At 59.4% G+C, this 25,681-nt stretch carries 31 protein-coding genes and 8 pseudogenes; 21 read left to right on the plus strand and 18 right to left on the minus strand.

Features of this window, described 5'->3' with window-relative positions:
• Positions 1 to 230 (minus strand): annotated as a pseudogene (locus Q2941_RS39905) (IS110 family transposase); the annotation flags it as partial.
• Between the two features lie 225 nt (positions 231 to 455).
• On the opposite strand from Q2941_RS39905, the gene cnbZ reads away from it, so the two are divergent.
• The gene (cnbZ, locus tag Q2941_RS39910) at positions 456 to 1,172 is read left to right on the plus strand and encodes a 2-amino-5-chloromuconate deaminase CnbZ (protein ID WP_458195911.1); all 717 of its coding nucleotides are present in this window, start codon (positions 456 to 458) and stop codon (positions 1,170 to 1,172) included.
• A gap of 346 nt (positions 1,173 to 1,518) precedes the next feature.
• Complete coding sequence (locus Q2941_RS39915; RefSeq protein WP_458195912.1) at positions 1,519 to 2,274, plus strand: SDR family NAD(P)-dependent oxidoreductase; 756 nt, start codon at positions 1,519 to 1,521, stop codon at positions 2,272 to 2,274.
• A gap of 606 nt (positions 2,275 to 2,880) precedes the next feature.
• On the opposite strand, the gene Q2941_RS39920 is transcribed toward Q2941_RS39915, so the two are convergent.
• The 3 genes from Q2941_RS39920 to Q2941_RS39930 all read right to left on the minus strand — a co-directional run bounded on the left by Q2941_RS39920 (position 2,881) and on the right by Q2941_RS39930 (position 5,052).
• Positions 2,881 to 3,114 (minus strand): hypothetical protein, encoded by a 234-nt coding sequence (locus Q2941_RS39920; RefSeq protein ID WP_458195913.1) that lies wholly within the window; start codon positions 3,112 to 3,114, stop codon positions 2,881 to 2,883.
• Between the two features lie 96 nt (positions 3,115 to 3,210).
• Positions 3,211 to 3,411 (minus strand): hypothetical protein, encoded by a 201-nt coding sequence (locus Q2941_RS39925; protein ID WP_458195914.1) that lies wholly within the window; start codon positions 3,409 to 3,411, stop codon positions 3,211 to 3,213.
• A gap of 1,500 nt (positions 3,412 to 4,911) precedes the next feature.
• A complete protein-coding gene (locus Q2941_RS39930; protein ID WP_458195915.1) occupies positions 4,912 to 5,052 on the minus strand; it encodes a hypothetical protein in 141 nt (46 codons plus the stop codon).
• Positions 5,053 to 5,198: 146 nt separating this feature from the next.
• Between Q2941_RS39930 and Q2941_RS39935 the strand changes: the two genes are divergently transcribed.
• On the plus strand, positions 5,199 to 5,408 hold the full coding sequence (locus Q2941_RS39935) for a PRC-barrel domain-containing protein (RefSeq protein WP_458195916.1): 210 nt from the start codon (positions 5,199 to 5,201) through the stop codon (positions 5,406 to 5,408).
• A gap of 474 nt (positions 5,409 to 5,882) precedes the next feature.
• Positions 5,883 to 6,326: a hypothetical protein gene (locus Q2941_RS39940; RefSeq protein WP_458195917.1), complete on the plus strand. Its 444-nt coding sequence runs from the start codon at positions 5,883 to 5,885 to the stop codon at positions 6,324 to 6,326.
• 51 nt (positions 6,327 to 6,377) lie between these two features.
• Here Q2941_RS39940 and Q2941_RS39945 read toward each other — a convergent pair whose 3' ends face one another.
• Both Q2941_RS39945 and Q2941_RS39950 read right to left on the minus strand, forming a co-directional pair.
• Positions 6,378 to 6,620, minus strand: coding sequence for a helix-turn-helix domain-containing protein (locus Q2941_RS39945; RefSeq protein WP_458195918.1), 243 nt, complete (start codon positions 6,618 to 6,620; stop codon positions 6,378 to 6,380).
• Between the two features lie 435 nt (positions 6,621 to 7,055).
• On the minus strand, positions 7,056 to 7,262 hold the full coding sequence (locus tag Q2941_RS39950) for a hypothetical protein (RefSeq protein ID WP_458195919.1): 207 nt from the start codon (positions 7,260 to 7,262) through the stop codon (positions 7,056 to 7,058).
• 382 nt (positions 7,263 to 7,644) lie between these two features.
• Here Q2941_RS39950 and Q2941_RS39955 point away from each other — a divergent pair, with 382 nt between their 5' ends.
• Positions 7,645 to 7,842, plus strand: a complete 198-nt coding sequence (locus Q2941_RS39955) for a hypothetical protein (RefSeq protein ID WP_458195920.1) — start codon at positions 7,645 to 7,647, stop codon at positions 7,840 to 7,842.
• Between the two features lie 170 nt (positions 7,843 to 8,012).
• On the opposite strand, the pseudogene Q2941_RS39960 reads toward Q2941_RS39955, so the two are convergent.
• The 3 genes and pseudogenes from Q2941_RS39960 to Q2941_RS39970 all read right to left on the minus strand — a co-directional run.
• A pseudogene (locus Q2941_RS39960) lies at positions 8,013 to 8,727 on the minus strand (IS110 family transposase); the annotation flags it as partial.
• Positions 8,728 to 8,943: 216 nt separating this feature from the next.
• Positions 8,944 to 9,291, minus strand: a pseudogene (locus tag Q2941_RS39965) (IS630 transposase-related protein); the annotation flags it as partial.
• A gap of 885 nt (positions 9,292 to 10,176) precedes the next feature.
• Positions 10,177 to 10,599, minus strand: a complete 423-nt coding sequence (locus tag Q2941_RS39970; protein ID WP_458195921.1) for a TIGR02300 family protein — start codon at positions 10,597 to 10,599, stop codon at positions 10,177 to 10,179.
• 227 nt (positions 10,600 to 10,826) lie between these two features.
• On the opposite strand from Q2941_RS39970, the gene Q2941_RS39975 reads away from it, so the two are divergent.
• The 3 genes and pseudogenes from Q2941_RS39975 to Q2941_RS39985 all read left to right on the plus strand — a co-directional run.
• The gene (locus Q2941_RS39975; protein WP_458195922.1) at positions 10,827 to 11,033 is read left to right on the plus strand and encodes a hypothetical protein; all 207 of its coding nucleotides are present in this window, start codon (positions 10,827 to 10,829) and stop codon (positions 11,031 to 11,033) included.
• Between the two features lie 586 nt (positions 11,034 to 11,619).
• The gene (locus Q2941_RS39980) at positions 11,620 to 11,898 is read left to right on the plus strand and encodes a hypothetical protein (RefSeq protein WP_458195923.1); all 279 of its coding nucleotides are present in this window, start codon (positions 11,620 to 11,622) and stop codon (positions 11,896 to 11,898) included.
• 98 nt (positions 11,899 to 11,996) lie between these two features.
• A pseudogene (locus Q2941_RS39985) lies at positions 11,997 to 12,197 on the plus strand (hypothetical protein); the annotation flags it as partial.
• A 225-nt stretch (positions 12,198 to 12,422) separates the two neighbouring features.
• Here Q2941_RS39985 and Q2941_RS39990 read toward each other — a convergent pair.
• Positions 12,423 to 12,575 (minus strand): hypothetical protein, encoded by a 153-nt coding sequence (locus Q2941_RS39990; RefSeq protein WP_458195924.1) that lies wholly within the window; start codon positions 12,573 to 12,575, stop codon positions 12,423 to 12,425.
• 279 nt (positions 12,576 to 12,854) lie between these two features.
• On the opposite strand from Q2941_RS39990, the gene Q2941_RS39995 reads away from it, so the two are divergent.
• The 4 genes and pseudogenes from Q2941_RS39995 to Q2941_RS40010 all read left to right on the plus strand — a co-directional run.
• The gene (locus Q2941_RS39995; protein ID WP_458195925.1) at positions 12,855 to 13,196 is read left to right on the plus strand and encodes a hypothetical protein; all 342 of its coding nucleotides are present in this window, start codon (positions 12,855 to 12,857) and stop codon (positions 13,194 to 13,196) included.
• 148 nt (positions 13,197 to 13,344) lie between these two features.
• Positions 13,345 to 14,940, plus strand: a complete 1,596-nt coding sequence (locus Q2941_RS40000; protein WP_458195926.1) for an SGNH/GDSL hydrolase family protein — start codon at positions 13,345 to 13,347, stop codon at positions 14,938 to 14,940.
• Positions 14,941 to 15,116: 176 nt separating this feature from the next.
• Positions 15,117 to 15,386, plus strand: a pseudogene (locus Q2941_RS40005) (carboxymuconolactone decarboxylase family protein); the annotation flags it as partial.
• A gap of 143 nt (positions 15,387 to 15,529) precedes the next feature.
• Positions 15,530 to 15,673, plus strand: a pseudogene (locus Q2941_RS40010) (SDR family oxidoreductase); the annotation flags it as partial.
• A 23-nt stretch (positions 15,674 to 15,696) separates the two neighbouring features.
• On the opposite strand, the gene Q2941_RS40015 reads toward Q2941_RS40010, so the two are convergent.
• Positions 15,697 to 16,002 (minus strand): hypothetical protein, encoded by a 306-nt coding sequence (locus tag Q2941_RS40015; RefSeq protein WP_458195927.1) that lies wholly within the window; start codon positions 16,000 to 16,002, stop codon positions 15,697 to 15,699.
• A 197-nt stretch (positions 16,003 to 16,199) separates the two neighbouring features.
• Here Q2941_RS40015 and Q2941_RS40020 point away from each other — a divergent pair, with 197 nt between their 5' ends.
• Positions 16,200 to 17,207, plus strand: coding sequence for an SHOCT domain-containing protein (locus Q2941_RS40020; RefSeq protein WP_458195928.1), 1,008 nt, complete (start codon positions 16,200 to 16,202; stop codon positions 17,205 to 17,207).
• A 227-nt stretch (positions 17,208 to 17,434) separates the two neighbouring features.
• On the opposite strand, the gene Q2941_RS40025 is transcribed toward Q2941_RS40020, so the two are convergent.
• The gene (locus tag Q2941_RS40025) at positions 17,435 to 17,653 is read right to left on the minus strand and encodes a hypothetical protein (RefSeq protein ID WP_458195929.1); all 219 of its coding nucleotides are present in this window, start codon (positions 17,651 to 17,653) and stop codon (positions 17,435 to 17,437) included.
• 457 nt (positions 17,654 to 18,110) lie between these two features.
• On the opposite strand from Q2941_RS40025, the gene Q2941_RS40030 reads away from it, so the two are divergent.
• From Q2941_RS40030 to Q2941_RS40040, 3 genes and pseudogenes are all read left to right on the plus strand, one after another.
• A complete protein-coding gene (locus Q2941_RS40030) occupies positions 18,111 to 18,377 on the plus strand; it encodes a hypothetical protein (protein ID WP_458195930.1) in 267 nt (88 codons plus the stop codon).
• Positions 18,370 to 18,645 (plus strand): annotated as a pseudogene (locus Q2941_RS40035) (hypothetical protein); the annotation flags it as partial. The gene Q2941_RS40030 and the pseudogene Q2941_RS40035, both read left to right, overlap by 8 nt.
• Before the next feature lie 105 nt (positions 18,646 to 18,750).
• Positions 18,751 to 19,029: a DUF1488 family protein gene (locus Q2941_RS40040; protein ID WP_458195943.1), complete on the plus strand. Its 279-nt coding sequence runs from the start codon at positions 18,751 to 18,753 to the stop codon at positions 19,027 to 19,029.
• Positions 19,030 to 19,113: 84 nt separating this feature from the next.
• Here Q2941_RS40040 and Q2941_RS40045 read toward each other — a convergent pair.
• Positions 19,114 to 19,278, minus strand: a pseudogene (locus Q2941_RS40045) (30S ribosomal protein S21); the annotation flags it as partial.
• Positions 19,214 to 19,612 (minus strand): hypothetical protein, encoded by a 399-nt coding sequence (locus tag Q2941_RS40050; RefSeq protein ID WP_458195931.1) that lies wholly within the window; start codon positions 19,610 to 19,612, stop codon positions 19,214 to 19,216. The pseudogene Q2941_RS40045 and the gene Q2941_RS40050, both read right to left, overlap by 65 nt.
• 240 nt (positions 19,613 to 19,852) lie before the next feature.
• Between Q2941_RS40050 and Q2941_RS40055 the strand changes: the two genes are divergently transcribed.
• Complete coding sequence (locus Q2941_RS40055) at positions 19,853 to 19,987, plus strand: hypothetical protein (protein ID WP_458195932.1); 135 nt, start codon at positions 19,853 to 19,855, stop codon at positions 19,985 to 19,987.
• A 23-nt stretch (positions 19,988 to 20,010) separates the two neighbouring features.
• Here the strand turns inward: Q2941_RS40055 and Q2941_RS40060 are convergent, their stop codons facing one another.
• Positions 20,011 to 20,157 carry a hypothetical protein gene (locus Q2941_RS40060; protein ID WP_458195933.1) on the minus strand — a complete coding sequence of 49 codons (147 nt, stop codon included), beginning with the start codon at positions 20,155 to 20,157 and terminating at the stop codon, positions 20,011 to 20,013.
• A gap of 65 nt (positions 20,158 to 20,222) precedes the next feature.
• Here Q2941_RS40060 and Q2941_RS40065 point away from each other — a divergent pair, with 65 nt between their 5' ends.
• Positions 20,223 to 20,645 carry a hypothetical protein gene (locus Q2941_RS40065; RefSeq protein WP_458195934.1) on the plus strand — a complete coding sequence of 141 codons (423 nt, stop codon included), beginning with the start codon at positions 20,223 to 20,225 and terminating at the stop codon, positions 20,643 to 20,645.
• Between the two features lie 86 nt (positions 20,646 to 20,731).
• On the plus strand, positions 20,732 to 20,965 hold the full coding sequence (locus tag Q2941_RS40070; RefSeq protein WP_458195946.1) for a hypothetical protein: 234 nt from the start codon (positions 20,732 to 20,734) through the stop codon (positions 20,963 to 20,965).
• Between the two features lie 768 nt (positions 20,966 to 21,733).
• Here the strand turns inward: Q2941_RS40070 and Q2941_RS40075 are convergent.
• On the minus strand, positions 21,734 to 22,108 hold the full coding sequence (locus Q2941_RS40075; protein WP_458195935.1) for a hypothetical protein: 375 nt from the start codon (positions 22,106 to 22,108) through the stop codon (positions 21,734 to 21,736).
• A gap of 74 nt (positions 22,109 to 22,182) precedes the next feature.
• Here Q2941_RS40075 and Q2941_RS40080 point away from each other — a divergent pair, with 74 nt between their 5' ends.
• Positions 22,183 to 22,308 carry a hypothetical protein gene (locus Q2941_RS40080; protein ID WP_458195936.1) on the plus strand — a complete coding sequence of 42 codons (126 nt, stop codon included), beginning with the start codon at positions 22,183 to 22,185 and terminating at the stop codon, positions 22,306 to 22,308.
• A 452-nt stretch (positions 22,309 to 22,760) separates the two neighbouring features.
• On the opposite strand, the gene Q2941_RS40085 is transcribed toward Q2941_RS40080, so the two are convergent.
• On the minus strand, positions 22,761 to 23,099 hold the full coding sequence (locus tag Q2941_RS40085) for a MerR family transcriptional regulator (protein ID WP_458195937.1): 339 nt from the start codon (positions 23,097 to 23,099) through the stop codon (positions 22,761 to 22,763).
• 282 nt (positions 23,100 to 23,381) lie between these two features.
• Between Q2941_RS40085 and Q2941_RS40090 the strand changes: the two genes are divergently transcribed.
• Positions 23,382 to 24,878: a P-loop ATPase, Sll1717 family gene (locus Q2941_RS40090; protein ID WP_458195938.1), complete on the plus strand. Its 1,497-nt coding sequence runs from the start codon at positions 23,382 to 23,384 to the stop codon at positions 24,876 to 24,878.
• 255 nt (positions 24,879 to 25,133) lie between these two features.
• On the opposite strand, the gene Q2941_RS40095 is transcribed toward Q2941_RS40090, so the two are convergent.
• Positions 25,134 to 25,595, minus strand: coding sequence for a hypothetical protein (locus tag Q2941_RS40095; protein ID WP_458195939.1), 462 nt, complete (start codon positions 25,593 to 25,595; stop codon positions 25,134 to 25,136).
• Positions 25,596 to 25,681: the final 86 nt, after the last annotated feature.

A 25,681-nucleotide genomic window follows, 5' to 3' on the forward strand; every position in this document is an offset into this window, starting at 1 on the left:
GCGTCGTGACCAAGCGCCTGAAGTTTGCGACTGAGATGGTGCGCCCCGGTGCAGGCCTCCATGCCGATGAGGCACGGCGGCAGGTTGGCAAGCCGCGCTTCCACCTGGCCACGCGACCACTTCTGGCGCAACACCAGGGCTCCGCGCTGATCTTGGCCGACGATGTGGAACGAATTCTTGCCGATATCGATGCCAATCACGGCGATCTTGCTGTTGAGTGTCTGGGACATGGCATGCTCCTTTGTCTTCGGTGCTCTTGCCAGTTTGGCTCGCTGGCAGGGCTGGAGCACGGCCGGACCATCCCATTCTCGGACATAGCTCAATTCGTTGCTTGCCGGCCCAAGCGCTCGAGATTATCCCGCAATACATAGTCCTCGAACGACTGACCCGCATCCGTTAAGATTGCGCGATATCCAAACGTCGCGGGTTTGCGTGCGCGACTTGAGGAACACACGATGCAGACCGCCGACTTTTCCCCTGGTGGATATCGTTTCATTCCCGGCGTCTTCCAATATTCGGGAGGAGTTGTGGCCTCGCCAGGCTATCAGATCATGCGCATTCGCTTCATGACACCTGTTCCGCTTGCGCAAGGTTTTCGCCGTATCGAGGTGATCTTGAGCGAGTACGGCCGGCCAACCGCCGCCTTCTGCGCGTGCGAACTAAGGTCCCCCGCGCCGTTCTCCGAACGGGGCTTCACCGAGTTCAACAAACACTACGTGACGACGCTTTCGCGCTGGAAGCTTTTTGACGGCACGATCAATCCAGTCGCGCGTATCAATGTCTGTCCGGAGATTGATCCGCCGGGCGAGCCATCCTTCCATGCGTTTTCGTTCACCGTGCCGGCGAGCGAGGCCGCCTCATCCTTCGTCATTTCCGGCAGCGAAGACATCATTCGCCACGGCGAGACGAGCGCCGACGCCATGCGAGAAAAGGCCATCTCCGCCCTCGGCCAAATGGAAAAGCGTATGCAGGCGCTCGGCGTCAGCTGGGCCGACACGACCGCAACGCAGGTCTATACGGTGCATGACTTTTACCCCTTCCTTGCGGACGAGATCGTTCGGCGGGGTGCTGCCCGATCGGGGCTGACCTGGCATTTCAATCGGCCGCCGGTCACGGGTCTTGAATTTGAGGTGGACTGTCGCGGCGTCATGTATGAACAAGTGGTGCCCTGAGTCGCACTATATGATTTCGATTGGGGCCAGCGCGGTGACTTCGAACGCAAGTTTTCCGACAATGCTGCAAAGTATTAAGCATCAGCAAAGCCGTGTGCTTGATTTCTTTTGGAACATCGATTCGTACCAACGACCTTGCGCGGTGCGTGAGTGCGGATGTGGTCCGAAGCTGACGCGATCATCGTCCCCGATGAATGCCTGCTGTTAGGGGGTAGCGCGGACATGCGCCGATCACTTTGCAATGTCGGCTTTGCCTCTCGCATGCGTGACTTCGCCATGGCGGACTAGGTCGAAACATGTATGCTTGGTCGCTGAGCATTGCTGCTCATCCACACCTGGAGATGCCATGGATCTTAATGGAAAGGTCGCATTGGTAACCGGAGGCTCAGGCGGTATTGGAACAGCGATTGCCGAGGCTCTTGCTGCGTCTGGCGCGGATGTTGCGGTTTCCTATGTAGGTGAGGCTGAGCGTGCCGGTGAGCTGGTCGAGACGTTGCGAAAGACTGGTCGGCGCAGCCACGCCTTTCAGCTCGACCAACGAGATCCCAAATCGATCGATGGATGCGTCGAATCTCTACTCGGTCATTTTGGGCGGCTTGACATTCTCGTCAACAATGCGGGCTGGAACATTGGCATACCGTTCGGTGAGCTTAATGCACTGACACCGGTGATTTGGGATCGGGTTCTCGAAACAAACCTTCGCGGACCGTTTCTGCTCTCACGGGCTTTCGCAACTGAACTTCGGCGGCACAAAGCCGGTCGTATCGTAAACATCGCTTCAATTGCCGGAATCGCTCCGAGTAGCAGCAGCATCGCGTACGCGGCTAGCAAGGCCGCATTGATCCATCTCACACACTGTTTGGCAGTCGCATTAGCGCCGGATGTAACCGTTAACTGCGTAGCGCCTGGATTAGTTGAAGGAACGCGCATGGCCGAGCGGTTGCCGGAGGCAATGAAGCAAATGGCTCGCGCTCAATCAGTCCTTGGACGAACCGGGAGTGCTGATGACATCGCCCAGATGGTTGTCGGCTATTGCCGAATGGAAAGCGTAACCGGGCAAACGGTTGTCGCCGATGGCGGGAACCCGATGGGGATGCGTTGAGCGATCCGATGCATGCCGCGAAATTGCAGGTGCAGAAACGTCGGCTCATGGCGTGCGCCGTGAGAAGGCGGCGCTTTCCAGTGGGTGCAAGTCCCACCCGGCGAAACGCTCCAGCCGGAAGCAACCGGAGCAGCTATGGAGGTGACGAAGTGGCTGAAGCCTTCGGATAGCTGTCACGATATACGGTGACACCCATTAGCCGGCCGGTCGTCAAGGGCAGCGTAATTTTTTTTTGGCAGCGCCAGCTGCCAAGTTCTTCATTCGTCGGCTTCAGCTGCCGTGCTCGAACCGCGCCCGTTTCTTCGGTCGATGGCTGCGTCCGCATCGTGCGGATCGTGCCAGACACCCATTAGGATCAAGCATCGGCCCGAGTGAGGCCTGGTGCCCTGGCGGCATGGCCGCCCCAGAAGAACGTTGGTACCGCCCCGTATCCAAAAGAGTTTCACAGAACCGTGGCTGCCGGCGAGCCGGCGCCAATCTCCGGATGGCTTACGGTTCGGGCGATCCGCTGTCACCGCGGCTGGTGACGGCGATCCGGCGTCCAATTCAGTGCAGCTGGTTGTTGCCCCAGTCACCGTACGTGGCTCGCCGGATCGTCGTCGTCCGTCAGGCAAAGCAGCGCGTTACCTCGAACGGCTTGCCCTCCTTCAGGATATGATAGCTGGCGCGCGCCAGCTTGTGTGCCAACGCCTTGGTGGCGACGACGTTGTTTACTTGCCCCGCATCATACTTCTCGCTCCCCCTTTGCTGGACGGCCGCTTCTCCGTGGTCTTGGAGCACTTCGTCCGTTGCTTCGGCTACGATAATCTCATTTTGTGAGCCAAAAGCTTTATAGTTCACGCCGTTGATCGTTTTGAGGAAGTCGCCATGCGTGTGCCGCTAAAACGGCCACTGCCGCTTGCTAATCGACGGGAGTAGATTTTCCTCGGGACCAATTTACGGCTTGGCTCGTGATTTTTCATTACGCTTGATAAGCGCACTCAGACGGCGCTGATAGCCCGATATCTCTTCCATAGCCTGCGCTCGCTCCGATCCCGGCGGAAGCTGTTTCGCGGTGTCGAACAGTTTAGCCAACAAGTCCATCAATTCGCGAATGTCCGAGCTGATGTCCCGCACCCGCATGACGCCATCGCTCATTGACCATCTCCCGTCGAGCCGCTCTGGGCCGCATAAGTGGTTCCGGGAAAACGCGCCCCTTTTGAACCTCTCATATGATGCGCGGCTGGCGTTGGAGAAATTCCGGATGTTTGCGTAGGGGCCGGCGGTGGAGAGGATCGAACTCCCGACACCCGGCGAAGCGCCGCTGGTCGAAAGAGCCCGCCACCTGAGGCGCCCTTACTCCTCGCCTAGCAATTTGCCGGTCTTCCTGTTGATAAAATGAAGGCGGGTGCAAGCAGGACAGAGGACTTGAAGATATTCATCCTTGACCGCTTCGTCGGTCGGCTCATCTGGCAGCCAATGCTGCACGTTCATGCCGACCTGCGGACATTTGAATAGGATGTGTCTCCCCATGGGGCGCCAATGTTGCGACGCCGCTTAGCACGGGGAAATTCCGGATGTTTCCTAACGCGGTGCAGCAATGACTCTGTCAAACTGCCGCCGCCAAGCTGCCGGTCAAGCCAGCGGGCCGCCAACTGAGGGCGGCCTTACCTTATAGATTGTCGCTTCTTCTCGGCTTCTTGCGCCAGCTTCATCCAGTCAGCGGCGGGGCGTAGCCAAGCCTCACTGTCAAGCTGGCTGATCGCCTTAGCCGCGTGCTCGCGGCACTTCTCGGCTTCATTACGAAATCTATCGGCGTCAGCCTCGGGCATGGCGCCGCGATAACGCACGAAAACGAATTTAGGACACTCCGGGATTCAAATTAGATTAGGACACGGAGGCTTAAATACGGACAGTACCAGGATGGGCATGGCGCCATCAAAGCGGCGCCCAGACCGGCTGGCAAATTATCGATTCCTAGCGGGGCCGGAAGCGCGTCTGGACGTCGCGACCTGATTGATGCCGTGCTCGTGGGGGTTCTTTCGCTTGCGCGGGCCTGGGAACCTCTGGATTCGTTAGAACGTCGCGCGCCTAAAATCATCAAAACGCACCAGCGGCCTTCCCTGAGTCATGGAGAGTAGCCCGCTATACCGGACGAACGGGCGCGCCTATGCCCGCATGGGCTATCCGCGTTTTAGCGGCCCAACTCAGACCGCCTTTGATTTTGGCGAAGATGACGAGGGAAAGGGCTTGTGATGAAAAGAGGCCGCCAACTGAGACGGCCTTACTTTTTGGGCTTCGAACTGGCCTTGATTAGCTCGTCAATGAACCGCTCAGCGCGTTGCATCGCAGTGTCGCGGTCCAGCACTATCCCCATCTTGCTACCATCTTCGCGCTTAACCGACCATCGCCATATATTCGTGATAGTTTGAACGACCTCGTATTCGACGCCGCGATATTCCATCGGCTTCCCTTGTCCTTTGCAGGCGGGAGCGCAGCCTCTCAGCCACCGACGCCCACGGGCAGAGCCTCGGCCGGTGATGGAGAGACAATAAACCTTTCACGGCTTTGTTGCCTCAGATTCGAATTAGGCCACTGCATTCTTCAAATTAGGCCACTGATGTCGGAAACAGGCCATTACCCAGATAGCGCCGTAGCTCATTTGGCCCGCAGCCTGACGCCCGGCCGTCCTTCATTCAGCAATTCGACTCCCGCGGCCTCGAGCGCCCGCATGATCTGCCGGACGGTATCGATACCGCTTGTCAGCTCGCTGGCGCCTTTCCCCTCCATCGCCTGCATAGCACGCGCGGTCCGACCATCAAGTGACAAGGGGAGGGCGTCCCGCTCCGGGTTCCACGGACATCCCTTTGCCGCGTATCGGTCACGAGTTTCACGCTTTCATGTGCGACCCGCCCCCCGAAACATTCAACCTAACCGAGCCATCCATGCCATCTGTCGAAGCACGAGCCTGCACAATCCTTGCCGAATACAACAAGGCTCAAACTGAGCTGATCAGTAAAGCCGTCATCCTGACCGATGGAAAAGCCGGGACAGTAGAGAATATGTGGCTTGATGAGCTCCATGGCCTGCGAATTTCTATCAACGGTCACGAAGGCAGGTGGCCGGTCTCAACAATAAAATTTGCAGAGCAGTAGGGGGCATTGGATGGCGATCACACGAACCAGAACAGGATCACCGAGCTGTGAAGAAGCTACGGTTGCCTGATACGTTTTTGCGTCCGCCATTTGCCCCCGCTTTGCTCGGCCGCTGGTGAAACCACGGTCTCGAATTATTACGGGTCAACGAGCCGAACTGAAGAAGCCACTCCTTCTTGGAATCGCCGCGTTCAGTGGCTAAGCGGCCGTAAAACAGGGATGGCAAAAATGCGGGCGCTCACCATCAAACTCACGCTCATCGTCGTGCTCAGCCTTCTCGCGGCTACAGCTACTCTTCACGCACTTGTCTATCTTAGCATTGATCCGGGAAGCCTTTCGGCTGCTATGCCTCCGACGAAGTAGGATGCTTAGCCACTGGCGACACATGGCCATTGTTCGAAGACTAGCAATTCTTGCCCGTTATGAAGGCTTTTCTCTTGCTGACAGCCGGCTCGAGCCGCGGAATCATGGGCCATGCCCGCTCTTACCCGCCGCCGCGATCCCGACACCCCGCAAGAGACCTGGCACATCTATTACGGCGACGTCCGCGTCGGCACGATCTCTGAGCGGGTCGGCAGCCCGACCGGCACGCCTAGCTGGCAGTGGGCTTGCGGCTTCTATCCGGGCAGCCATCCGGGACAACACGCAAGGGGCATCGCCGAAACCTTCGACCAGGCTCGCGGGGCGTTCGAGATCGCATGGCGCTATTTCCTCGCCAAACGCACTGAGGCCGATTTCGAGGAATACCGCCGCAGCCGCGCGTTCCACGCGTGGAAGGAAGCCATGTGGGAGGCGGGCCTCAAGCTACCGACGCAAGTTGCAGATGGCCGCGCACGTTGCTTTTGCGGAGCAGCGATCGGCGTCGCGGACGTGGAGCAGCATGTCTATGCTGTGCACATGGAGCCCAAGGCGGAATGAAATTCCGAGACCCTATCACGGACGTGGGAGCGTCGCTGTTTGCATGACAGATCACTGAAGGCGCCGCTCCCAGCACAGCAGCCACTCCGGCTTCACGTCGAGCGCATGGCACAGCTTGATCAGCTCAGCCGGGTAGAGCACCGAGCGGCCAAGCTCCCAGCTTTTGATCTGTGCTTCGCTGTAGCCTGTCAGCTCGGCGAGCTCGCTGCGATCCATGTGGGCCTTGACCATGGCTCGGCTTAGACGCTCGCCGATCCGTCGTTGCTTGGCGACGTAGTTCTCCCTGAGCATCATCGCCACACTTCCTTTGTCCCAGCGCAGCCTACACCTAAATGTTAGGCGATAGCAGGCGGTATCGCGCCTCCTGAGACTTACTCTGGCCGCCGCGGCTGGGGTCAAGCTGGCGCAAGTTGCGGAACAGAGGCGTAACGATTTTGAACCCATCGGTCATGGGCCCGGCCTTCGCGCCGGGTTTTCCGGTTACCGCCTCAGCCGTCTGGCGTGCGCCGCCAGCCGCTGTTTCGTGCGCTTGCGCATCCGTTTGCTTCGTCTCGACATCGGTCCTCCTTTAGTTGCGCTTTCGGCGTCGTCGATGGCGCCGCTTCATGGCTGTCGACCCTCGCCGTGCCATTCCTTATAGTACCGGACTTTGGCGTAGCGAACGGCCCCGGCTTCACCGCCGGGGCCTTTTTTCGCGCGGGATTTTTCTCGGGCGGCCCACTTGGGGGGTTACCGCGCCGAGGCAGGCGCGTTCGCCGGGGCCATCTCGATCTTGCACATGTCATTGAAGAATGGCTCCGTGATCCTGCCATCGCCCCACTTGATCCTGACAGCAAAGCGATTAACCGCTACGACCACGCCTTTCTCGGTGGCTGCGCTGCCAACCCAGAAGACTTTGTCGCTGACTATGAGCCTCCGCGCCTGGTCCCCGGTCATTCTGGCTTCCCTCCAGAGATGGGCAACCTATTCGATTCGCGATTGATCTTCCGCGCGCCGCGGAGTCTGGCGGCGCCGCGAGGGCACCTGAGGCGGTAGCTTATCCACAACTCCGGCGGCGTTGACATCTTGTTTCGGCCCGGCGTCGCCGAAAGTCCTGGCTGCTTTGCCTGGGCGAGGGGCGCGATTTTTGGCAGCGCAATCACTGCCGCACTGACTTTCATGCAGGGAATATGCTAATGAAGAGGAAATGGGATTCGCTGTACCTGTACGACGGCCCCCTCGCGTACGCGCTCGTTTCAGATGCGGCTGTGCGCATCCACCGGGCGATCGAGGCCGGCAGAAGTGCAGGCATGCCGAAGTCGGATCCTGGGGGTCGCAGATGAAGATTCCCCCGACCATCGAGCCGATCGCGCATATCTCGCCTTATCGCCGCAGCGATCCGTCGCATCCCGGACGGAAGCGCGTCATCACGCTGGACGAATGGAAGGCAAGCGGGAGCACGCGCAAGCCAGACCCGGCGATCTACAGCTATGACGAGCGGAACCGGCGCTGGGTGTTGAAGGAGGGTGTGCGATGAGGACCGCCATGTCGATTTTTGACCAATCGTAGCGCAAAAAAATCGACATTTGGGTCCCATCGACCGCTAAAGCGTGAGGCATTAGGTTCGATAGCCTGAGTTTTTGAGGTAGTTCGCGCATTCTTCTGAGGTGAATGCCGTCAGGACTTCACCGATGGCGTCGCAGACAACGTGTCGTAGAGAGCGGGTGCCTGTTCGAGGATGAACAGGTGCTCAATGCGGTAGTTACCTGCCAGCGCTTTCTCGATCGTCTCGACAGTGGCGTGGCAACGCCGATCCCGCATGCGCGCCAGCACGGCCGGATCGCGCTCGCCGGCAAGGATCGCGCGGATAATCCGTAGCCCGGTCGAACCGGTAATATCGGTGACGACGTGATGGAGCTGCACGTTCATTTCAGTTAACGCCTTCTGCATGTGTTGAATATGAGATGCCCCATACTCCAGCAGACGCTCACGTTGACGCAGGTAGGCACGCAATTCGGCGATCTGACCTTTGGGCCGAAAGCTTGCGCGCAGCAAACCGAAGGAGTGAAGCCGCTGCAGCCACTGCGCATCACTGACGTCCGTCTTGCGTCCGGGCACGTGCTTGGCATCGCGCGCATTGACTAGGAACACCGCAAAGCCACGAGCGTCGAGGAGCTCAAAGATCGGGATCCAATAGACGCTGGTCGACTCCATGACGTGTGTCGACGCCGCACTCTGCAAACCAGTCAACCAGCCGAGGCAGATCAGTTGTGAAGGTACCGAAGCTGCGTACCGGCTCAGGCGTGCGATCTGCATTCACGGCGGCCATATGCATCGTGGCCCCGACGTCGATCGCGGCTGCATTTGGATGCACCACCGACATCGTGCGGTGGTCCTTGTTCTTCGATTTGTTCCGACCCATTGCCAATCCTCCCGTTGGGAACGGAAGGGCTGGGCTGCGCTGATGATCAATTTCCTAAACGGGATCGCCTGACGGCGTCACCACTCTCACGTGCGCAACAACCCATGGACCATGTTTTTTTGCGGGCTAACTCGCACCAAAAAGCCGTCGGCCGCTCCCTTCCGTCACGAGGATAGACATCAGCCGTTTCTACGCCCACAGGCGGACGCTGTCCGAGATGGTTTTTTTGAAGCTGAGCTTCTCGGCATGCACGAAGTCCCACACCGAGTGGTAATCGACCTTCAGGCCGCGTTCGGCAAGCTCGGCAACGAGCCCGCGTATGGTGAAATCGCCGTCCTTGATCCGTTGCGAGAGCCAGACTGCGTGGTCTCCCGAAACCGCCTTTGGCTTGTGACCGCCCATCTGGCCCGGAGCAACGCTGCCGGTCTCCTCGACCCGCTGCATCCAACCGATTGCCGTGCTGATCGCAACTTCGAACTGCTTGGCGGCCTGATTGCGGGACATCCCGCCCTCGTTCGCGGCCACGACACGCTTGCGAAGATCCAGAGAATAAGGCTTGCCCATCCATGCTGGCCTCCGCCCAGCCAGCATGGTGAATCAGAAACGCACTGATTTGGGAATCTTGAGGGTTCTGTGAGGTCGCGGGGCAGGCGCGAGCCGCGCGCTCGGTCGGGCGTGCGACCTCATAGAAGCCGGATTGAACGAGCCGCTGCCACGCCCGAGCAACGGGCGAGATTCAGGGCCGATGCTCTTCGACGATCGCGAGGCTCAAACGCGTGCACAACTTGCGCGATATGGCATGGATGTTGCTATTTGGGGAAAGAAGGTTGGCGGCGTATGTGCTGTCAATGGGTTAGGCGTGGCAGAAAAGTCACTCGTGACAACCTTGGCGCGAGAGGCCCGGTAACGACCTTCAACGAGTGCGACGGAGGTGCAGAAGGTCGCCCCGGCATCGTCCCTTGGATGTGTCGAGATGTTGTTGGTCGCTGTCATTGTTGATCCGACTGCACGGGCCTCGTTCATTCGAAGCGCCACCTGCCGACGGCAAGAAGGTTTGGCACTCCCACTCCAGTTGCCAACCCCGCAGCCAGCCACCGCTCCCTTGCGTCTTCACCTGACACTCACAACAAACCCAATCACTGCGGCCGCGCCGCACAACCATTCTTCACTCTCACACCGCAGCTAAATCCCCATAGCCCTGCGGCACCGCCACTGCGCTATCTCCCGACGCGATTTCCTGCCTTGGCGCTTTTCAGCCGCCGGTCGTCGGAGCGCGTCGAAAGGTCGTGCTAGCCGGCGGTTGAAAACCTGCACAGTTGCAGACATCAGCCCAGCCTGAGCATGTCGGCTACCCGAAAGTTGACACTCACGTGTTTATAAGTACACGCTCCAAATGCAGCCCCAGCTTTCGCGCGACAGACGACACGATGCGCATGGATAGGGTCTATCTCAAGTCTCCTCGTCGCCCCTGACGTCGCCGATGATGTCGGTGACGTCCTCGTCGCGTTCTTCCTCGTCGGCAATGATGGTCGACTCTTCATCATCACGATCATCTTCGATGGTCTCGTCGATTTCGATATCGTCCTCGGACTCGGGAACGACAGACTTCACCTTGCCGGTATCCTCCTCGGCATCGGCTTCCTCGAGCGACACCAACTCCTCGGCCTCCATCGGCTCTGGCGCGGCTTCTGCTGTTGGCACGGGAGCGGCGCGCGGCGGCACGGCGCCAACGCGCCAACGCGGCGGCGCAACAGGAGCGATCGGAACGACCTCGCCGGTATAGGGCGAGATCACCGGATTCTTGTTCAGATCGTAAAACTTCTTGCCCGTGGTCGGACAAATGCGTTTTGTTCCGAATTCGGATTTGGTCACGTGCGGAATTCCTGGAATTGTCTGTTCACTTGGCTAGTAAGGGCCTGGCCGTCAAGGAAGCATTCTTGACCGAATTCCGATCATCCGAGCCCGCTTGACCGATGCGCATGGTATGGCCCTCTGAAATTCCACCCACCTGTACCGATCAAATCAGGTACTTGGCCCAAATCGCTAATCTCAGAAATCGCCATACCACCACGTAGCTACCATCAAATCAGGGGCAATACATGAGCGGCAAAGAAGATAAAATCTATGCCGACGCAAATCAGCCAGCGACGCTCATAGACGGCGACGAGACGATCGATTGCCCAACGCTGGGCGATGCAGTGGTCGCGCTGGACAATCTGCCCGAACCGCGAAAGAGCGCCGCAATCGGCGATCGGATCTTCACCGCCGCTGAGATTGATCGGCTGCATCACCGCAAGGCGGTTTAAGCGGTTCGGCGTTCGGCGCCTAGCTCGGTCTTGAACGCGCCGCGCGCGGCTCACAGGCCGCTTCGCGGCTCAAGGGTAATGAGCGATGAAATTCTGAAATTTTTGCGCGGGGCACTATGCGCGCGGATCGGGCCGACGAATTTTGGCCCCGTGGAGCCTCAAGCGCTTTGTTGCGATTTGTTTATGAATGGCGAGCACTGGCGACTCAGCAGAGCCACGCTTCGGATAGACTGCCAGCCATCCCTTACGAGCCCGTCAGAAGCCCACACAGCGGCCTTCTGAGCCGAGGCGGCTGGGATAGCCCCGGCGCGCCGGAAATCGAACGTGTGCTTGCCAGTGCTAGTCGTCGCAAGAAAAAGCCCGGGCTCTCACCTGCGCCTTTCGAATTGGTGATCGCCTTGCGCTGCCTAGCGAAAATAACCAGTCGTCACACGACATCTCGCACGGGGTTTTCTCTTACGTCGCGTGTCAAGTGGACGCGGATTGTCGTCGCTGGGTAACCGCCGTTGTGGATAGGTGTGGATATCGAAGTGACAGCGCATCTCCTAGCCCAGTAGGCTGCGACATTCGGCACGGGGGTATCATCATGAGTGATTGGAAAGCCGACCTCGCCGCGCTCATCGCTGAGACGAGGGCGCTCACAAGAACTCTCAACGATAGCGTTGAGCAACCTCGTCCCCAGCCAAGGGAGACCGTCCAGCGCATAGGGCTCGACCCGATTGACTGGGGCGGCCCCGAGCGCGAGGAGATCAGGAAGAGGGTCGAGAGCTTCAAGGCGAACCAGCAGCGCTTCATCCGGGAGCGAGAGGCGTACGCCGCGTCCGTTCTCACCAGAATGAGGTCTGGCGACGACACCAAGCGGTGAGGCTTTCCACACCCACAAGGCGCTGTAGCTCACCGCCGTCGAAGTCCTCAAGGCATTGATAATTTGCTTACCGGTCAAGACCGCCCTTTCATGAAGTCATGAGCACAAAATCACGAGAGACCATCTATGGCGGCTCGGTCCGCGCATCAGCGGAGCGCGCAACTGAGGCGCGCAGGGTAGCCGACCGGCTCGCTTGCGAGGCTTGGAATAGACGCATGCTCGCCTTTCAGGGGCCAGCCCAGCCGTCGCCAACGCTAGGCGACGCCCGCAATGCCGGGTATCCGTATCTCGAACAGCGCATTTTCAATTCACGTCGATGTAGTCTTCAACGGTAGGTCGACCCCCGTCCCGGAGGAGACGTTGTAAGACCGGGTCTTGCCCAGCTCGGCGTTCCAATTCCGCCAGCAAGATCGAAGATTTAGCTTCTGGCTTGGTCAAAGGTGAGATCCCAAGTTCATAGGCACGCCAGATGTCGTCTACTGCTTGGGCGTTCTTAGCAGTTTTCAACTTGGCCGGGAATAACTCTATCGTGGACGCTGACTTTCCAAATAACGCATGACGTTATCGAGCCATTGCTGATCAGCGACCTCATACCGGATCGCCCGCAGCGCCCATTGGATCGCCGTTTGTTTCAGCGCTTCGCTCGTCGTCTCGATAGGCGTCATCTCGACGATCATGATGGCAGTTGCGGTTCTCACGTTCTAACTTCTGTCGCCTTGGCTTCGTCCTGCCTCGCCTCCAACTGCCTCTCATGAGGCAGTTGGGAAGAAGCGCACCGGACGTGAACAACGTCATCAGCGCCTCGTCCGGCAAGCCGTGCTGGCGCTCGCGTTCACCTCGGTGGCCGACGGCAACGCATGCGCCGGAGGCCATCGAAACCAATCGAAATCATCCCAGCGGCGTCCTGTGTGGGCTCGAGCAACCCGTCGGAATGGCCGCGGTCTTTAGGATTGCTTGTGCGCCGGCCCAGCCGGCGGGCCACAATCTCGGCTCTCCTCGGCCGTTTCCTCATCATCGAAAAAATGAAAGATAACGATATTCGCGCCCCGATCCTCGGGATGGGCCGCGAAGTGGCGTTCTCGCGCTGCATCCGAATCCTCTCTAAGGCCACGACGAACCGTCACGACCTTGAATTGGGCGCGAGGTTTATTTCATTTATTTCGATTTTGGGTCGTCGGCGGGATAGCCTGGATCGGGATTGTTGGGGCTTCGTTGTTCTCGATCAACACATGCTCGAAGCGCACAAGACTTACGATGTTGAAGGTCCCTCGAAGGAGAATGGTGTGCTCCCATCCTGAGTTACCCAAGTGCCAACCCCGAAGCGGACCTAGGCTGTTGCTTCGTTTGGTCCGCAGTGACGGTAACGCACTTCACGGTAATCTGAGACTCGTCATAGAGCCTGAGTGCTAGTTTGTGTCGGGGCAAGTTCTTGTGCGGTCCAAGAGCATGCCAAGAAAGCTGCTCATGTTTACCGAGAGAGGCCCGCTGATTGCGCTAGCCATCGCAGCGGGAATGCTGCTCGGCATTGTCGGACCCACCTCGGCGCAGTTCTTCAATTTCGGCGGATTTCAGCAGCGGCCGCAGCCACAACGCGGTGGCGGCGGGTTCGGTGGCGGCTGGTTTGGTGGTGACACGTTTCAGCCGTTCCAGCCGCAGGCGCCCCAGCCTCGGCGGCAAACACTACCGCCCGTGCGCGAGGATTTTTCAAGGGCGCCGCCGCCCGAGAAACGCGATACTATACCGGAGCGCCACATTCTTGTGCTCGGTGACGCCATGGCGGACTGGCTCGCCTATGGTCTTGAAGACGCCTATGCCGAACAGCCAGACATGGGCGTGATCCGAAAGGCGAAAAACACCTCCGGCCTGATCAAATACCAGCCCAGGGGCGATCCGGCCGACTGGACCGCCGCCGCAAAAGGCATTCTTGCCACCGAAAACCCAGACGCCATTGTCGTCATGCTCGGGCTCGACGACCGTGTCGCGATCCGCGAGCCGCCGACTGAGAAATCCGACAGCACGTCGTCGGACAAAAAGACCGACAAGAAGGACGCCAAAGCCAAACCGGACGCCAAGCCTGCGGACGGAAAACCGAGCGCCAAACCGAATGGCGGTACAAACGCCGCCGCAAAGCCGGATGACAAGCCGGTCGATACCGAATTGTCGCCGGATGACGTCACCGACAATGGCGCGCCGCCGGCCATCGCGCCGGCGAAGAGCACACGCTCGCCGAACGGGATCTACGAATTTCGTGAGGAACGCTGGGTCGAGCTCTACAAAAAAAAGATTGAAGAGATGATCGGCGTGCTGAAATCCAAAGGCGTGCCGGTGCTGTGGGTCGGTCTGCCGGTGGTACGTGGCCCCAAGGCGACCGCCGACACGCTGTTCCTGGATTCGCTCTATCGCGATGTGGCCGCCAAGACCGGCATCACCTATGTCGATGTCTGGGATGGATTTGTCGACGAAGCCGGCGGCTTCCTGCAGAAGGGTCCCGACTTCGAAGGCCAGATCCGCCAGTTGCGCTCCTATGACGGCGTCTATTTCACCAAACCGGGCGCACGCAAGCTCGCGCATTATGTCGAGCGCGAAATCACGCGGCTGCTCGCCGCGCGTTCGGCGCCGATCGCCTTGCCGACCGAGCCTGCGACGCCCGATGCCAATGCAGTTCCCGGTCAGCCCGCGCCGCGGCCCCTCGCAGGACCAATCCTGCCGCTGGTCGCCTCCTCCGTCAGCACCGATCAATTGCTCGGCGGGCCGGGAACGCGCCCGGCCGCAGTCGATGCGCTCGCCGCTCGCACGCTGATCAAGGGCGAAGCGCTGACGCCGCCCCCCGGCCGCGCCGATGATTTTTCCTGGCCGCGCCGCGAAGTCGGAAGCGAACGGGCCGAGGGTGAGGAAGCAATGGCATCGGCATCGCGCGATGGCATCGCCCCGGTAAGGGCGCCGGCGGCATCGCTAAAGCCGAAAAAGCATCACAGCCAGAGGTGGGACCGGTTTAGAGGGATGGCCCGGGAGTCTGCTTTTGCGCGCAGCAATGTTTGGTAAGCGGCCTAATGGCGGCGGAGCGGCAAGCCGTGCCGGTCACCCTCGCGGGGATGCGTCATAACACGCTCCTTGTTGTCTGGAAGCCGAGGCGTACCATCGCATTCCTGACCGAAACCGCGTTCCAAGGCTTGCCGCTCCAGCTCTTGATGCCGCGGCGGTCGAGTTCGGCGGCAATGGCCGTCGAGCGCGGCGACTACGCCGATACGTCGTTGAACGCGGCCGAGCAGGCGCTGCTCGTGTTCGGCCGCGAGGTCGTCGAAAAGGTGCGGGTGCAGGACGCCGCCTTTGCCGGCATGCGCAGTCATTTCAGCGATCAGGAGATCGTGGAATCGATCGTCGCGCTCGGCTTCTACATGATGATGGCGCGCCTTACCGAGGCGACGGAGACCGATCTCAATCCTGCCGCCGGTATGGCCGTCTATGACCGCGGCAAGAAGCGGAGCTGAGATGCCGAAAATTCGCCGAACGCCGACATCAAGCCGGAACGCTACGTGCGTCCGCTCAGCGCGGAATCGTCGGGCACGGCGTCGGGGAGAAATGGTTTTGAACATCGGCACGTTCGGAAAGGTCGGGCTCGACAACGTGAGCCTCGCGTGGCAAGGGCCACATCCCCTTCGGCCGCCAGGCGACAGGTTGGGAGATCGCCTATGCCGTGCTGTTCTTCCTGTCGGATGAGAGCGTCGACGTCACCGCGCAGACGCTTGCCGTCGACAGCGGGCTGAGCGGGATGTGAGGTTGCAAGCCGCTGCCCGCCGTTCAGCTCAACCCTTGAAGGTCGGCGTGGACATAATCCTTGAAGTCGGAAAATTCCTTCCACTTCGGCTCCGGCGCGTCGCATCCGGCCTGCGGCGTGTACGCCGACGGCTCGGTCATCTGCATCGCCGGAATGTAGCGCGGGCAATTCGGGAAGATCGCGCGTGCGGCGACGCGCACGATGAGCTGCGCGCCAACCGTCTCGGCCAGCAGCGGATCGTTGCTGACACGGGCCTCGCTGTGGCACGGTCCTTCGGCTGCAAAAAGTCGGCTGTGTGCCCGAGACCAGACGATCCGAAGAACCTGCAATAATGCGTCAACAGTACACGGCTTGGTCGCGGCATTGGCCTGCGAGAGACGACAATGGAGAATCGGTCTTCCCTGCGCATGCGAACACTGGTGACCCAAATGGCCCGTACGAGGCCTGTCCGCTAACCAGATCGCATTGCGCGCTGATATCCATGATGGCCCGGAGCACTGCGCTCCAAGCAGAGGCCGGATACTTGATGCAAGACCGGATCTACCGGATCGTCGAAATCTTCTTGCACCGCACGGCCGGTCCATACATTGGGTCAAACTGCGACATGGCGCAAAGACCGCGTCATGTCGGTTCTTGCATCGATAGCGGACTCGGTTTCTACTATGTGCGGCTGGTCATATCTTCGCGCCCCCTAAGGAGCAACTCCTTGCCCCGACTAACGGACCAAGGCTTGCAGAAAATAAACGATCTGGCTCAGCGCTATGGAGTCAGTGCCGACGCGGTGATGACCTTGCTGCAGGCGCTCCTGAACAGCAATGGCACGATGGCGCAGTTTGACCATCACGAACTGGGCGGTGCCGGGCAGTGGATGCCGGGTGGCATGACGATGGTCGGCGACATGTTCAATCACGGCCTCAAGGCGAAGGTCGACGGCTTGTGTTCCGAGCTGTCACAAATCCTGGCTAAGCAACCCTTCGTGCCATTCCCCGCCGGCTTTCAGTCACAGTCACAGAAGCAGGGTGGCGGCCAGCAGGAGGGCGGCCACGATGTCTTAGATGCGGGTTCGGTCAGCCTATTCGTACCAGAGACACCCGGCCGAGCTTCGGGTCAATGGTGGCCAGTGGAACTAGGGTTCCCAAACGGGATCGGCGGGCAGAACCAAGTCCGCTATGCCTATTTCAACCAAACGCATCGATTGGCAGTAGAGCTGAATGGACATGTGACTGTCTACGATACGCTAGATCACCAGATCAGCGGCGTCTCTCAGCAGCAGGGGCGCGGCGGCTCGCTCACCCTTACCAGCCAGCACGGAACAGTTAGCATCTCAACTCTGCCGGTCGTCTCGGTGAACGGCGTGCCAACCAAAGCTTCGGAACCATCGGTGGCGCCTGCTAGCGAGCCGTATCGGCCCGACGGTGCCCAGGAAATGGACCTGTTCGCCAAGATCGAGCGGCTGGCCGAATTGCACAAGAAAGGCATTCTTTCATCTGAAGAATTCGCAGCTAAGAAGGCGGAGCTTCTCTCCCGGTTGTGAGCGACTGCCCTAACCACCCATTGTGGGACATGCCTGCAATGGGTCAACAGCGCCGGTTTTAACTCTGATGATTTCCGCACTAACACCGACTTCGGACATGCGCCCTAGCCGCGCGGACTAACGCGAAGGGCCAATAGGCGACATCAGAGGCCGCCAGTTGAGAGGGGCAATTCAGGCGTCTACGGCGCCTCGAACTCTGGCATGACCTGCTCAGCGTCGGCTCCCGGCTACTTCTTCTTCGCCGGTCCGAAATCTGGTTGCCAGGCGGCCTGCTTGCGGCTCGGCGTCGCGGCGATCACTTTGGCTTTCTCCTTCTTCGGCTTCTTGGCTTCGCGATTGCTGCGTTGCTGTCCCTTTGCCATGTCGGTCGCTCCTCTGGTTTCGAGTTCATCCAGTTCGCTCGATTGCAGCACCCGCCCGCGCGGCGTGCAGACCCTGACGTCCATGTATCGCGCAGCAGTCTTCGCGCGAGGCGGAGTGCGACGGTGGCGGTGCCGCGGCCGAGATTGGCGCTGCCGTATTCGTTGGTTCCGCTGACGAGATATGGCACGCGCGTTGTTCTAGCCATTGCGGATCGCCGCTCCACGCACGAGAAGCAGCGGCACAATCACCGGCGGCACGGTCCGTTCCGGCTTGCGAAAACGCGACATCGAACGCTCCTGCAAGGACCCTCGGCGGGAGCGCACGTGACCCTCAGTCACCGGTCGTTGCGATAGTAGCGGTGATGCAGCAAGCCTATGCCCGCGCCAGGCCAATAGCGAGCGGTAAAACGATTCCGGCGCACCGGGCCGCGCTGCGGCGTCGGCGCGCACCGCGACAAAGGGCTGGCTATTGCCGCGCAATACGCGCATGCTCGCGATCATCGGCGTCGGTTGGGGCCGCTCTTGCGAAAGGCAGGCGTGCATGACCATCCGCTCGCGGCGAGAAACCGTCACGTTCAGGCATCCCTTCCGCATCCGCGGCGTCGAGCGCCTTTTGCCCGCCGGCGCATATGAGGTCGTCACCGAGGAGGAGACGATTAAGGGGCTGTCCTTCGCAGTCTGGCGCCGCATGGCGACCACGATCATCGTACCCGCGGAAGGCCGCTCCGGCTCCATGGAGCTGCTGTCGATCGGCTCGGTCGACCTCGCCGACGCGCAAGCCGCGGATGCGAGCATCGCCAATGACTGACAAGCCGGTCAATCTCGACAAGCATCGCGGCATGGCCGCGCAGAAGGAGACCGATTTGCGCCGCGCGCTGGCCGAGGTCGAGACCAATCTCAGACAGTTGCGCGAGCGCGAGGCCGATCTCGAGAATCGCCTGCTGACAGTGCCCGCCGCGTCGTGGCCGGAGGCAGCAGTGAAGGCGCGCTATCTGCTCAACCTCTACGCCGCGAGCCTGTCAGCTGAGGACACGCGGCACCGGGCGCTGGTGGCGGCGCTGTTCGACGATTTCGCGGGGAGGGCTGAGGCGAGGCCGCCCGCGTCCCTGGCGCGCTATGCTCGGCGCGCGTGGGACGCGGGCGACCGGCGGCGAGGTCTGCCGCGTCAAAGGAGTAAGCCCATGACTCTCACCAGCGGCCGCTATCTCGGCCTCGAATACGACCGGATGATCGTGCTGTTCTCGATGCAGGACGGGGAGAAGGAGATTCCCTGCGCGGTTTCGACCTCGGCGATGGACTATCTCGAGCGCGGCCCGCAGGCCCGCCCCGAGCAGCGCGAAGCCCAGTTCATCCGCCTGCGCGACCGCATCGAAGCATGCGCAGCAAGCAAATATCGCGCGACGGAGTTCGAAGGCACGCCACCCGGGATTGTGCTACGAGGCATCGATTTCAGGACGTAGGCCGATGAAGCGATCGGGACGCCTCCACGAGTAGGCTTCTTAGTCCCGATCGATTGAAGTCTTCTCCTGAGACTGAGGTCCTCTCTAATCCGCCCGTGCTTTGATTTCCGGCAAAGGGGGCTTGCGCTCAAAAGGCTTCTTTTTCGGCGGCGCGGGCAGCAATCCTTCTCGGATAGCCTGTTTTCTAGCGAGCTTGCGGGCCCGGCGAACAGCTTCTGCTTTCTCGCGAGTCTTTCTTTCCGACGGCTGCGACGTGGGGCACGTTGATCTGGTGAACGCCCTTCAGATCGAGTTTCAGCGCGGCCTCGTGGGCGAACAGCTTCCACGCGGCGCTACCTGGAGCGAGCGAGCGGAATGCGGCGACCACATCGACGGGCGGGAAGTCCGCCGTGCTCGTCGGCGACACGGCGGTTTTCAGGATCGCAGCGGCGCGCGGATCGTGCGGCCAGCTGGATTTCAAAATTCTCTCGGCACTGCGCTGGGGCGAGCTGAGCGCCTGCGCGGCCAATGCGCGCGACCAGGCGCGGTGTTCGATGCGGGCGGCCTCGCTGAAATCGGGCCGCAAGGGGATCGGTGCATTCATGGCGGGCCTCATTTGATCGGAACGATCATGGCACGACGCGCGGGCTCCCGATGGGTACGCGTCCTCGATTATTTTTGTTGCGAAACCGCAACTATCTCCACCTTTCGAGGCTCCGCCATGATGCAACAGCTTGCCTGATCGCAAGTTCTGCACTCAGATTGCGCGAGGGAATCGCTTGCATTTTGAACGCATGGTAGTGCGCCAGCACTAGCTCGCTCGGCGCTCAAGGGGAGCTGCGCGATGATGGTGCTCATCTTCTTCTCGGTAATGACCGACGCATACTTCTCAGCATGGCGGCGGCTCCTTTCGCCCAGCGTCACCCAGCCTCACATCATCAGCAATCCTTTGCAGAAGACTCTTCGAGCAGCCGCCTGATCGCGTGGCCGATCTCGTGCCGGTCATGAACCTCGCGCGGCGGCATCATCGACCATCGCCTGGAGCGCGCGAACGATCTCCTCTTGTTGATAGGTGTCGCGAGGCGGAAGCCAGCGAAGGCTGACGAGCAGATCAACATGCTCGCTGCCGATCTCGACGGGCAGCGCCATCACGCCGTCGCGCTGGCGCTGCCGATAGCGGGCCTTGCGGCGCGCTGACAGTGACGGTGGCTTGGTTGGCCCTTGGCTATCTGAAGCAGCAGCTTGCCGAATATGTCCACCACACCGACGAGACGAAGGCGCAAGAACTCCAACTGGCCGCGGTTCAGTCGAATCCCGCGCTGGTGCGCCCGATCAGCGGCATCGTCTACTCCAAGCTCAATGTTCCCAAGGATAGCCAAGCGGCCATGGCCGTGGAGTTCATGAAGCGGTTTCTCGAGGCGAACGACCTTATCATGTGGGTTAACGCGCTGATCGAATCTCTGGCGTGGGGTGAGGAGAACAGCAAGAAGTTCGAGTCTGCGATGTTCGACCTTGGTCTTTTCCTGGGGTTCGGATCCCAGCGGCCTGAACAAGATACCGGTCGTGGGCCTGACAATCTCTGGGCGTTTGGGTGCTCTGCAGTACCTTGTGATCGAGTGCAAGAGTGGTGCCGTTAAGGCGAGCTCGATCAATAAGCACGACTGCAATCAGCTTAACGGCTCAATGACTTGGTTCGCTGACAAGTACGACAACAGCGCCGGTCATGGTGCATCCTAAGATCACGCCCGAGCACGCTGCGACCCTGCATGCCGACGCGAGGATCATCACGGTGGAATGCCTGGCGCGTCTGGTCGAGGCGGTTAGGAAGTATTCGGTAGCGATCAGTCAAAAGAACGGCTACGCGGACGCAAACGTGGTGGCCGCTCAGTTGAACCATTTCGGCCTGACACAGAACGATTTCGTCACGAAGTTTACCGTCCGCTCCAAGAAGTCCTGAGCGTTTCGCGGGGCTTGAATGAACGCGAAGGTGGGAGAAGAAACGCAGACGTCTCGATCTGCTCGGAAAGCCAGCATGCGCTTATTCCACGCCTCGCAGGCAAGGCGATCGGCTTCCTTGCGTGCTTCCGTCGCCCGCTCAGCCGCTGCCCGCACCGAGCCGCCGTAAATGGTCTCGCGCGATTTCGTCCCCATGCGCAAAAGGATCGCCCGACCCTGATGGACAGGCAAGCCGCTACGGATTGCGGTGGACAACGCGACAGGCACTACCGAGCGACGCCCAAGGGGCGGCGGCAAGATCAGGTCGCAAACAATGCCGGATAACGAATTTATCAGCAAAAACAATGTCCGCTGATCGGTCAACCCTCTTCGCAGCGGAAGGGCCGCTAAGAGGCGTTTGGCTCGCCTGGTGTCCGGTACGTCCGGGGTCGGAAAAACCTCACAGGCGGGGCTGCGAACCTCGGGGCACGATGCACTGATGTTCCGCTTGACGGATACAAGGTGTAATGTTCTCCCTTGAACGCTAGAGCCACCGGGAGAGTTTTTAAAGCAAAGCGTACTTCACGACGGGAGGACGTTCATGAAACGCCACCGGCACAAACAGGATAGGACGCTGGGCGAGCGACTTATCAAGGAAGCTAGAGCAGCAAGGGAAAAGGCAGATCAATTGCCGCCCCAAGGTGCGGAGCGAAAGCGAGAGGACCTTTTAAAAAAAGGCCCGCGAAGCCGATATCACTCCATAGGCGGCCTGAGACGGTTGTAGCAACGATCATCTGGAGATTGCGCACCATTTTGCAGTTGTGAGCAAGGAGACTGCGCCTTGAACCTTCTTTGCAAGCTCCTCCTCTCGAGCGCTCTTAGCCTGCTGGCAACGCTCGTCCATGCGCAGGAGGGTGAGCAGAACCAGGCCGCTCATCGCCACCATCCCGCTCAGGATCAGCTTGTGCACGAGAGGTTTTATTCGACGTGGCACATGCCTGATAATCCGGCGTTCAGCTGTTGCAACAATGCGGACTGCTACCCGACCGAGATCAGATCTGTCGACGGCAAGATCTATGCGAAGCGCCGGGAGGACGGGAAATACATTCTCATTCCGTCCCAGAAAATAGAGCGGAACAGGGATAATCCCGACGGCCGCAATCACCTTTGCGCTCCACCGCCGGGCTTCGCGAAGAACGCCGTCGATACCGTCTACTGCTTCGCGTTGGGGGGCGCCACATGAACGGGGTCCTGGGTTCGAGCCCCAGCGCGCTCACCGGTCGCTCGACCGGCATGGGCTTCGGCGGCTTCATCGGCTTCGGCTCGGGCAGCTTGGCGAAGGGTCGGCGCCGCATAGGCCGGTGAGTTCTCCCGATCCATCATGTCGCCTCTTCCTGTTCATCGATGCTTTCACACCGCGCCTAGCTTGCGGCGGTCAAGCTCCACGCAGCGAGCTACGAGATCGGCGGCGATCCCGCCGGCGAGGTGAGCGCCAGCGACGCGGCGCACGCTGCGGCCAAGCTCGCCGAGATCCTGGCGTCACGTGAGGCCAAGCAAGCCGCGGCCGAGGCGGCCAGGCGCGCGGAACGGTTCGCAAAGCAGCCGGCAGTACCGGCGGCCGCGCCGCCTCCAGCCGCAAGGACGCTAAAGGAAAGGCCCGTGCTGCGCCTGCCAGGGTTCCGTCCATGAGCAAAAATTCCGTGGACGGAATTTTTCAAGCATCGTGCGGATGAATTTCCCGGTCGCTGACGTGCTGGTCTATTGCCGCAACCACCGAAGCAGCCATTCGGTCGAGATCAGCGCCCAAGCGGGAGGGTTCAGCCGACCAACTGACGCAGCCTGTCAGCCTGACTGCACCAGGCGTCCCGATCATTGTCGAGTTCGTTGCGGATCAACTCGCCAACCTGGAATAGCCGTTCGATCTGCGCCTGCATCGAGGTCTCTTCAGCTCTTTCCAGGTCGGTTGCGTCCCGTTTCATCGCCATGGCCCGTCCGTCGCTTGCTCCAGGAGAAAATGCGCGATGCAGTTCGGCGGGATCGATCTGATAGTCGCCGCTGTAGGTCCTCATTGCTGGTAACCGACCAGAATTAACGGCGCGCCAGATTGTGGACTTCGATTGCCCCGATTCCCCGGCGGCCTCGCTCAGGCTCAGCATTGGCAGTGCCTCCGCTTCAGTCTGCCGCGCAACGTGGCAGAGGCAGCTTAACCGTTTCTAAACCGACCTCCCCGCGGCTTAGAACTGATCCGGCACCCGGCTCTAAGCTGTGCCTAAAGGACCCTCAATGCAGCAGGATTTCCACCGTCGTGATCAGACAGGCGACTTCAATTTCCATATTGCTACCCTGCATTGTGGCATCATGCGCACTCCCGATTCGCGTGGTAAGCACCGCTACAACTGACTCTCGACAACATTACAGCCGAAAACGAGCACAAAATCATGCCCATTAATTTAATGACCATTCCCAATTTCGGCGGGACCGACGCTGACGAAGATGCCTTGCTGCTGCAATCCTTCGAGGATCATCCGGCCTATTCGCAAATTATGCATCACGAAAAGTTCTGCATCCTTGGCCGCAAAGGCAGCGGAAAAACGGCGATCTTCAAGAAGATCCTACAGGACAGACAAGCCGACATATTCGCGTTCGGCCACACGTTCACGGATTACCCGTGGCATCATCACGACAAACAAAGAAAGGTCGGAGTGCCCGAGGAACAGTGCTTCGTGCAAAGCTGGACCTATCTTTGTCTGATCTCGCTGTCAAAAATCCTTCTCAATCAGGACCACTCACAGCCCTACAGCGAAAGCACGGTGGATCATATCCAGCGCGTTGAAAGGTTCATTCTCGACACGTACGGCAGTCGTGATCCCGACGTTACACAAATATTTTCGCCTTCCCACAAACTGCGGTTCTCGGGCGACATTGGGATCGATTGGAAAATTTTCAAGGCATCCACAAAAATAGACAGCATTGAGATGCAGCATCTACCGACGATCGCGCAAGAGGTAAACCACAATCTCCGCACGTCCGTTATTGAAAGCCTAAATCCTGAGAACCACTATTACGTTTTATTCGACCAGTTAGACCTTGGATTCTCTGTTGAAGACAAGGCGTACTCCTTGAGGTTGATCGGGCTTCTGCTCGCTGCGAAGGAACTGAACGTTCTCGCCAAAGAAAAAAGGAAAAAGCTAACGATAGGTATTTTCTTGAGAGACGACATTTACGGCTCACTGCGCTTTGAAGACAAAAACAAAATAACCGAGAACTTTGCCGCCCCCGTCTATTGGGATCACGGGCCAAACCATCGGACGTTGAAGAGCCTGATGGAAAAAAGGTTCACCACCGTTCTGCAATCGAGCAAGCACATCAATTGGGAAGAAGTATTTGATGAACTACACAAGATGACTGGTCGACAGACCAAGTACCAATACATGAGCGATCGAACATTCTTGCGACCGCGCGATATGATCAAGTTTTGCAATGAGACGTTGACCGCTTACAAGACGTCTATGGACGGCGCGGGAACGTTCGAGAACAAGCATATTCTGGCAGCTCAATCCTATTATTCGGACTACTTATACAGAGAGCTTGAGGATGAGATTCACAAACAGATCTCGAACTATGAATTTTATGTTGAAGTTCTGAAAAATTTGGATTCTCTCCAATTCACCCGAGACGATTTTCTCAAGTCATGGGATAGCCGAAGATCGCTCTTATCCGGCGACGATAAGCCTGACCTCGCAATGAAGCAGCTATATAGTTTCTCACTCATTGGCTACTATTCGCCGGGTGGCGGAGCGGGTGGATCGGAGTACATCTGGAAGTACAAAGACCAAAAAAGCACGTTCAATGAGAACGCGTCGCAGTTCCGAGTTCATCCCGGCTTTAAAGAAGTGCTTGGCCTAAAGAAGTTCAGTCGCTCGGACCCAGGCTAGACCGACGAAAACCAGCCGGGTGACTTAGGCCGGCATCAGTGCAACGGGATCTCGATCGTCGTAATCAGCCACGACACGACCAGGTCACCGCGATCGATTATCAGCTACCCTTCTGCTTCGAGCGATGAGCCGCTATGGTTTCATCAATTGCGCGACGCAGTTGGTCGTCAGTGTAGCGTTTTGCCGCCGTTGGCGCCGTTGGCTCTTGAGCCGTCTTTTTAGGCGCCATGGGAATCATCAATTCAAGCCGGGATATTACCGCGACGCCCACATCCTTCTCGATTCCGCTGCCGCAAAATCCTCTCGCTCCCTCGTAAAGCGCTCCTGGTGCGCTCTGAAATTTGCGACACGCTGGAGGATTTCTTCGCGCGCTCGGTTCGGGTCGGCAACAATCAGACGCCGTGAGGCTTTGGTCGGCTCTTCGCCGAGTGCCAATCTCTCATCGAGCGCGCGGCGCACGATGCCGGGATCGGCCACCTCGGCATCGCTGATGATGCGCGCTTCGTGGATGTCTTTGTGGGTGAGGCCGATGTCGGTGACGCCAGCAGCTTCTCCCGCTTTAGAAGAAGCATGTTGATTGTCTGATCTTGTTCGGACCTCTCCCCGTTTCTGCGCAGCATCGTACTCGTCGGTAAGGCGATGCTTGGCGCCAACCCTTTCAACGAACGCCTTCGTTTCGGCGATGAACGCATCGAGATCAGATTGCCAATTGGTCATTGGAATGTCTCCCCCGCCAACCAAGCCTATTGAGACGGGAACGAGTCTACCATCCCCGGCTATGTGGAAGCCTGTGGAGAGACGGT

The organism is Bradyrhizobium sp. UFLA05-153, from assembly GCF_054185185.1.

Excerpts from the sequence above, each read along its gene's own strand:
- Q2941_RS40030 (WP_458195930.1), top strand. The coding sequence starts at position 18,111 with ATGACCATCCGCTCGCGGCGAGAAACCGTCACGTTCAGGCATCCCTTC.
- Q2941_RS40095 (WP_458195939.1), bottom strand. The coding sequence starts at position 25,595 with ATGACCAATTGGCAATCTGATCTCGATGCGTTCATCGCCGAAACGAAG.
- Q2941_RS39940 (WP_458195917.1), top strand. The coding sequence starts at position 5,883 with ATGCCCGCTCTTACCCGCCGCCGCGATCCCGACACCCCGCAAGAGACC.
- Q2941_RS40055 (WP_458195932.1), top strand. The coding sequence starts at position 19,853 with ATGATGGTGCTCATCTTCTTCTCGGTAATGACCGACGCATACTTCTCA.
- Q2941_RS40000 (WP_458195926.1), top strand. The coding sequence starts at position 13,345 with ATGCCAAGAAAGCTGCTCATGTTTACCGAGAGAGGCCCGCTGATTGCG.
- Q2941_RS39980 (WP_458195923.1), top strand. The coding sequence starts at position 11,620 with ATGAGTGATTGGAAAGCCGACCTCGCCGCGCTCATCGCTGAGACGAGG.
- Q2941_RS39975 (WP_458195922.1), top strand. The coding sequence starts at position 10,827 with ATGAGCGGCAAAGAAGATAAAATCTATGCCGACGCAAATCAGCCAGCG.
- Q2941_RS39945 (WP_458195918.1), bottom strand. The coding sequence starts at position 6,620 with ATGATGCTCAGGGAGAACTACGTCGCCAAGCAACGACGGATCGGCGAG.
- Q2941_RS39935 (WP_458195916.1), top strand. The coding sequence starts at position 5,199 with ATGCCATCTGTCGAAGCACGAGCCTGCACAATCCTTGCCGAATACAAC.
- Q2941_RS40050 (WP_458195931.1), bottom strand. The coding sequence starts at position 19,612 with ATGAATGCACCGATCCCCTTGCGGCCCGATTTCAGCGAGGCCGCCCGC.
- Q2941_RS40025 (WP_458195929.1), bottom strand. The coding sequence starts at position 17,653 with ATGGACGTCAGGGTCTGCACGCCGCGCGGGCGGGTGCTGCAATCGAGC.
- Q2941_RS39950 (WP_458195919.1), bottom strand. The coding sequence starts at position 7,262 with ATGACCGGGGACCAGGCGCGGAGGCTCATAGTCAGCGACAAAGTCTTC.
- Q2941_RS40070 (WP_458195946.1), top strand. The coding sequence starts at position 20,732 with ATGGTGCATCCTAAGATCACGCCCGAGCACGCTGCGACCCTGCATGCC.
- Q2941_RS40020 (WP_458195928.1), top strand. The coding sequence starts at position 16,200 with ATGCAAGACCGGATCTACCGGATCGTCGAAATCTTCTTGCACCGCACG.
- Q2941_RS39925 (WP_458195914.1), bottom strand. The coding sequence starts at position 3,411 with ATGAGCGATGGCGTCATGCGGGTGCGGGACATCAGCTCGGACATTCGC.
- Q2941_RS40080 (WP_458195936.1), top strand. The coding sequence starts at position 22,183 with ATGAACGGGGTCCTGGGTTCGAGCCCCAGCGCGCTCACCGGTCGCTCG.
- Q2941_RS39930 (WP_458195915.1), bottom strand. The coding sequence starts at position 5,052 with ATGCAGGCGATGGAGGGGAAAGGCGCCAGCGAGCTGACAAGCGGTATC.
- Q2941_RS40060 (WP_458195933.1), bottom strand. The coding sequence starts at position 20,157 with ATGGCGCTGCCCGTCGAGATCGGCAGCGAGCATGTTGATCTGCTCGTC.
- cnbZ (WP_458195911.1), top strand. The coding sequence starts at position 456 with ATGCAGACCGCCGACTTTTCCCCTGGTGGATATCGTTTCATTCCCGGC.
- Q2941_RS40090 (WP_458195938.1), top strand. The coding sequence starts at position 23,382 with ATGCCCATTAATTTAATGACCATTCCCAATTTCGGCGGGACCGACGCT.
- Q2941_RS39955 (WP_458195920.1), top strand. The coding sequence starts at position 7,645 with ATGAAGATTCCCCCGACCATCGAGCCGATCGCGCATATCTCGCCTTAT.
- Q2941_RS40085 (WP_458195937.1), bottom strand. The coding sequence starts at position 23,099 with ATGCTGAGCCTGAGCGAGGCCGCCGGGGAATCGGGGCAATCGAAGTCC.
- Q2941_RS39915 (WP_458195912.1), top strand. The coding sequence starts at position 1,519 with ATGGATCTTAATGGAAAGGTCGCATTGGTAACCGGAGGCTCAGGCGGT.
- Q2941_RS39990 (WP_458195924.1), bottom strand. The coding sequence starts at position 12,575 with ATGATCGTCGAGATGACGCCTATCGAGACGACGAGCGAAGCGCTGAAA.
- Q2941_RS40040 (WP_458195943.1), top strand. The coding sequence starts at position 18,751 with ATGACTCTCACCAGCGGCCGCTATCTCGGCCTCGAATACGACCGGATG.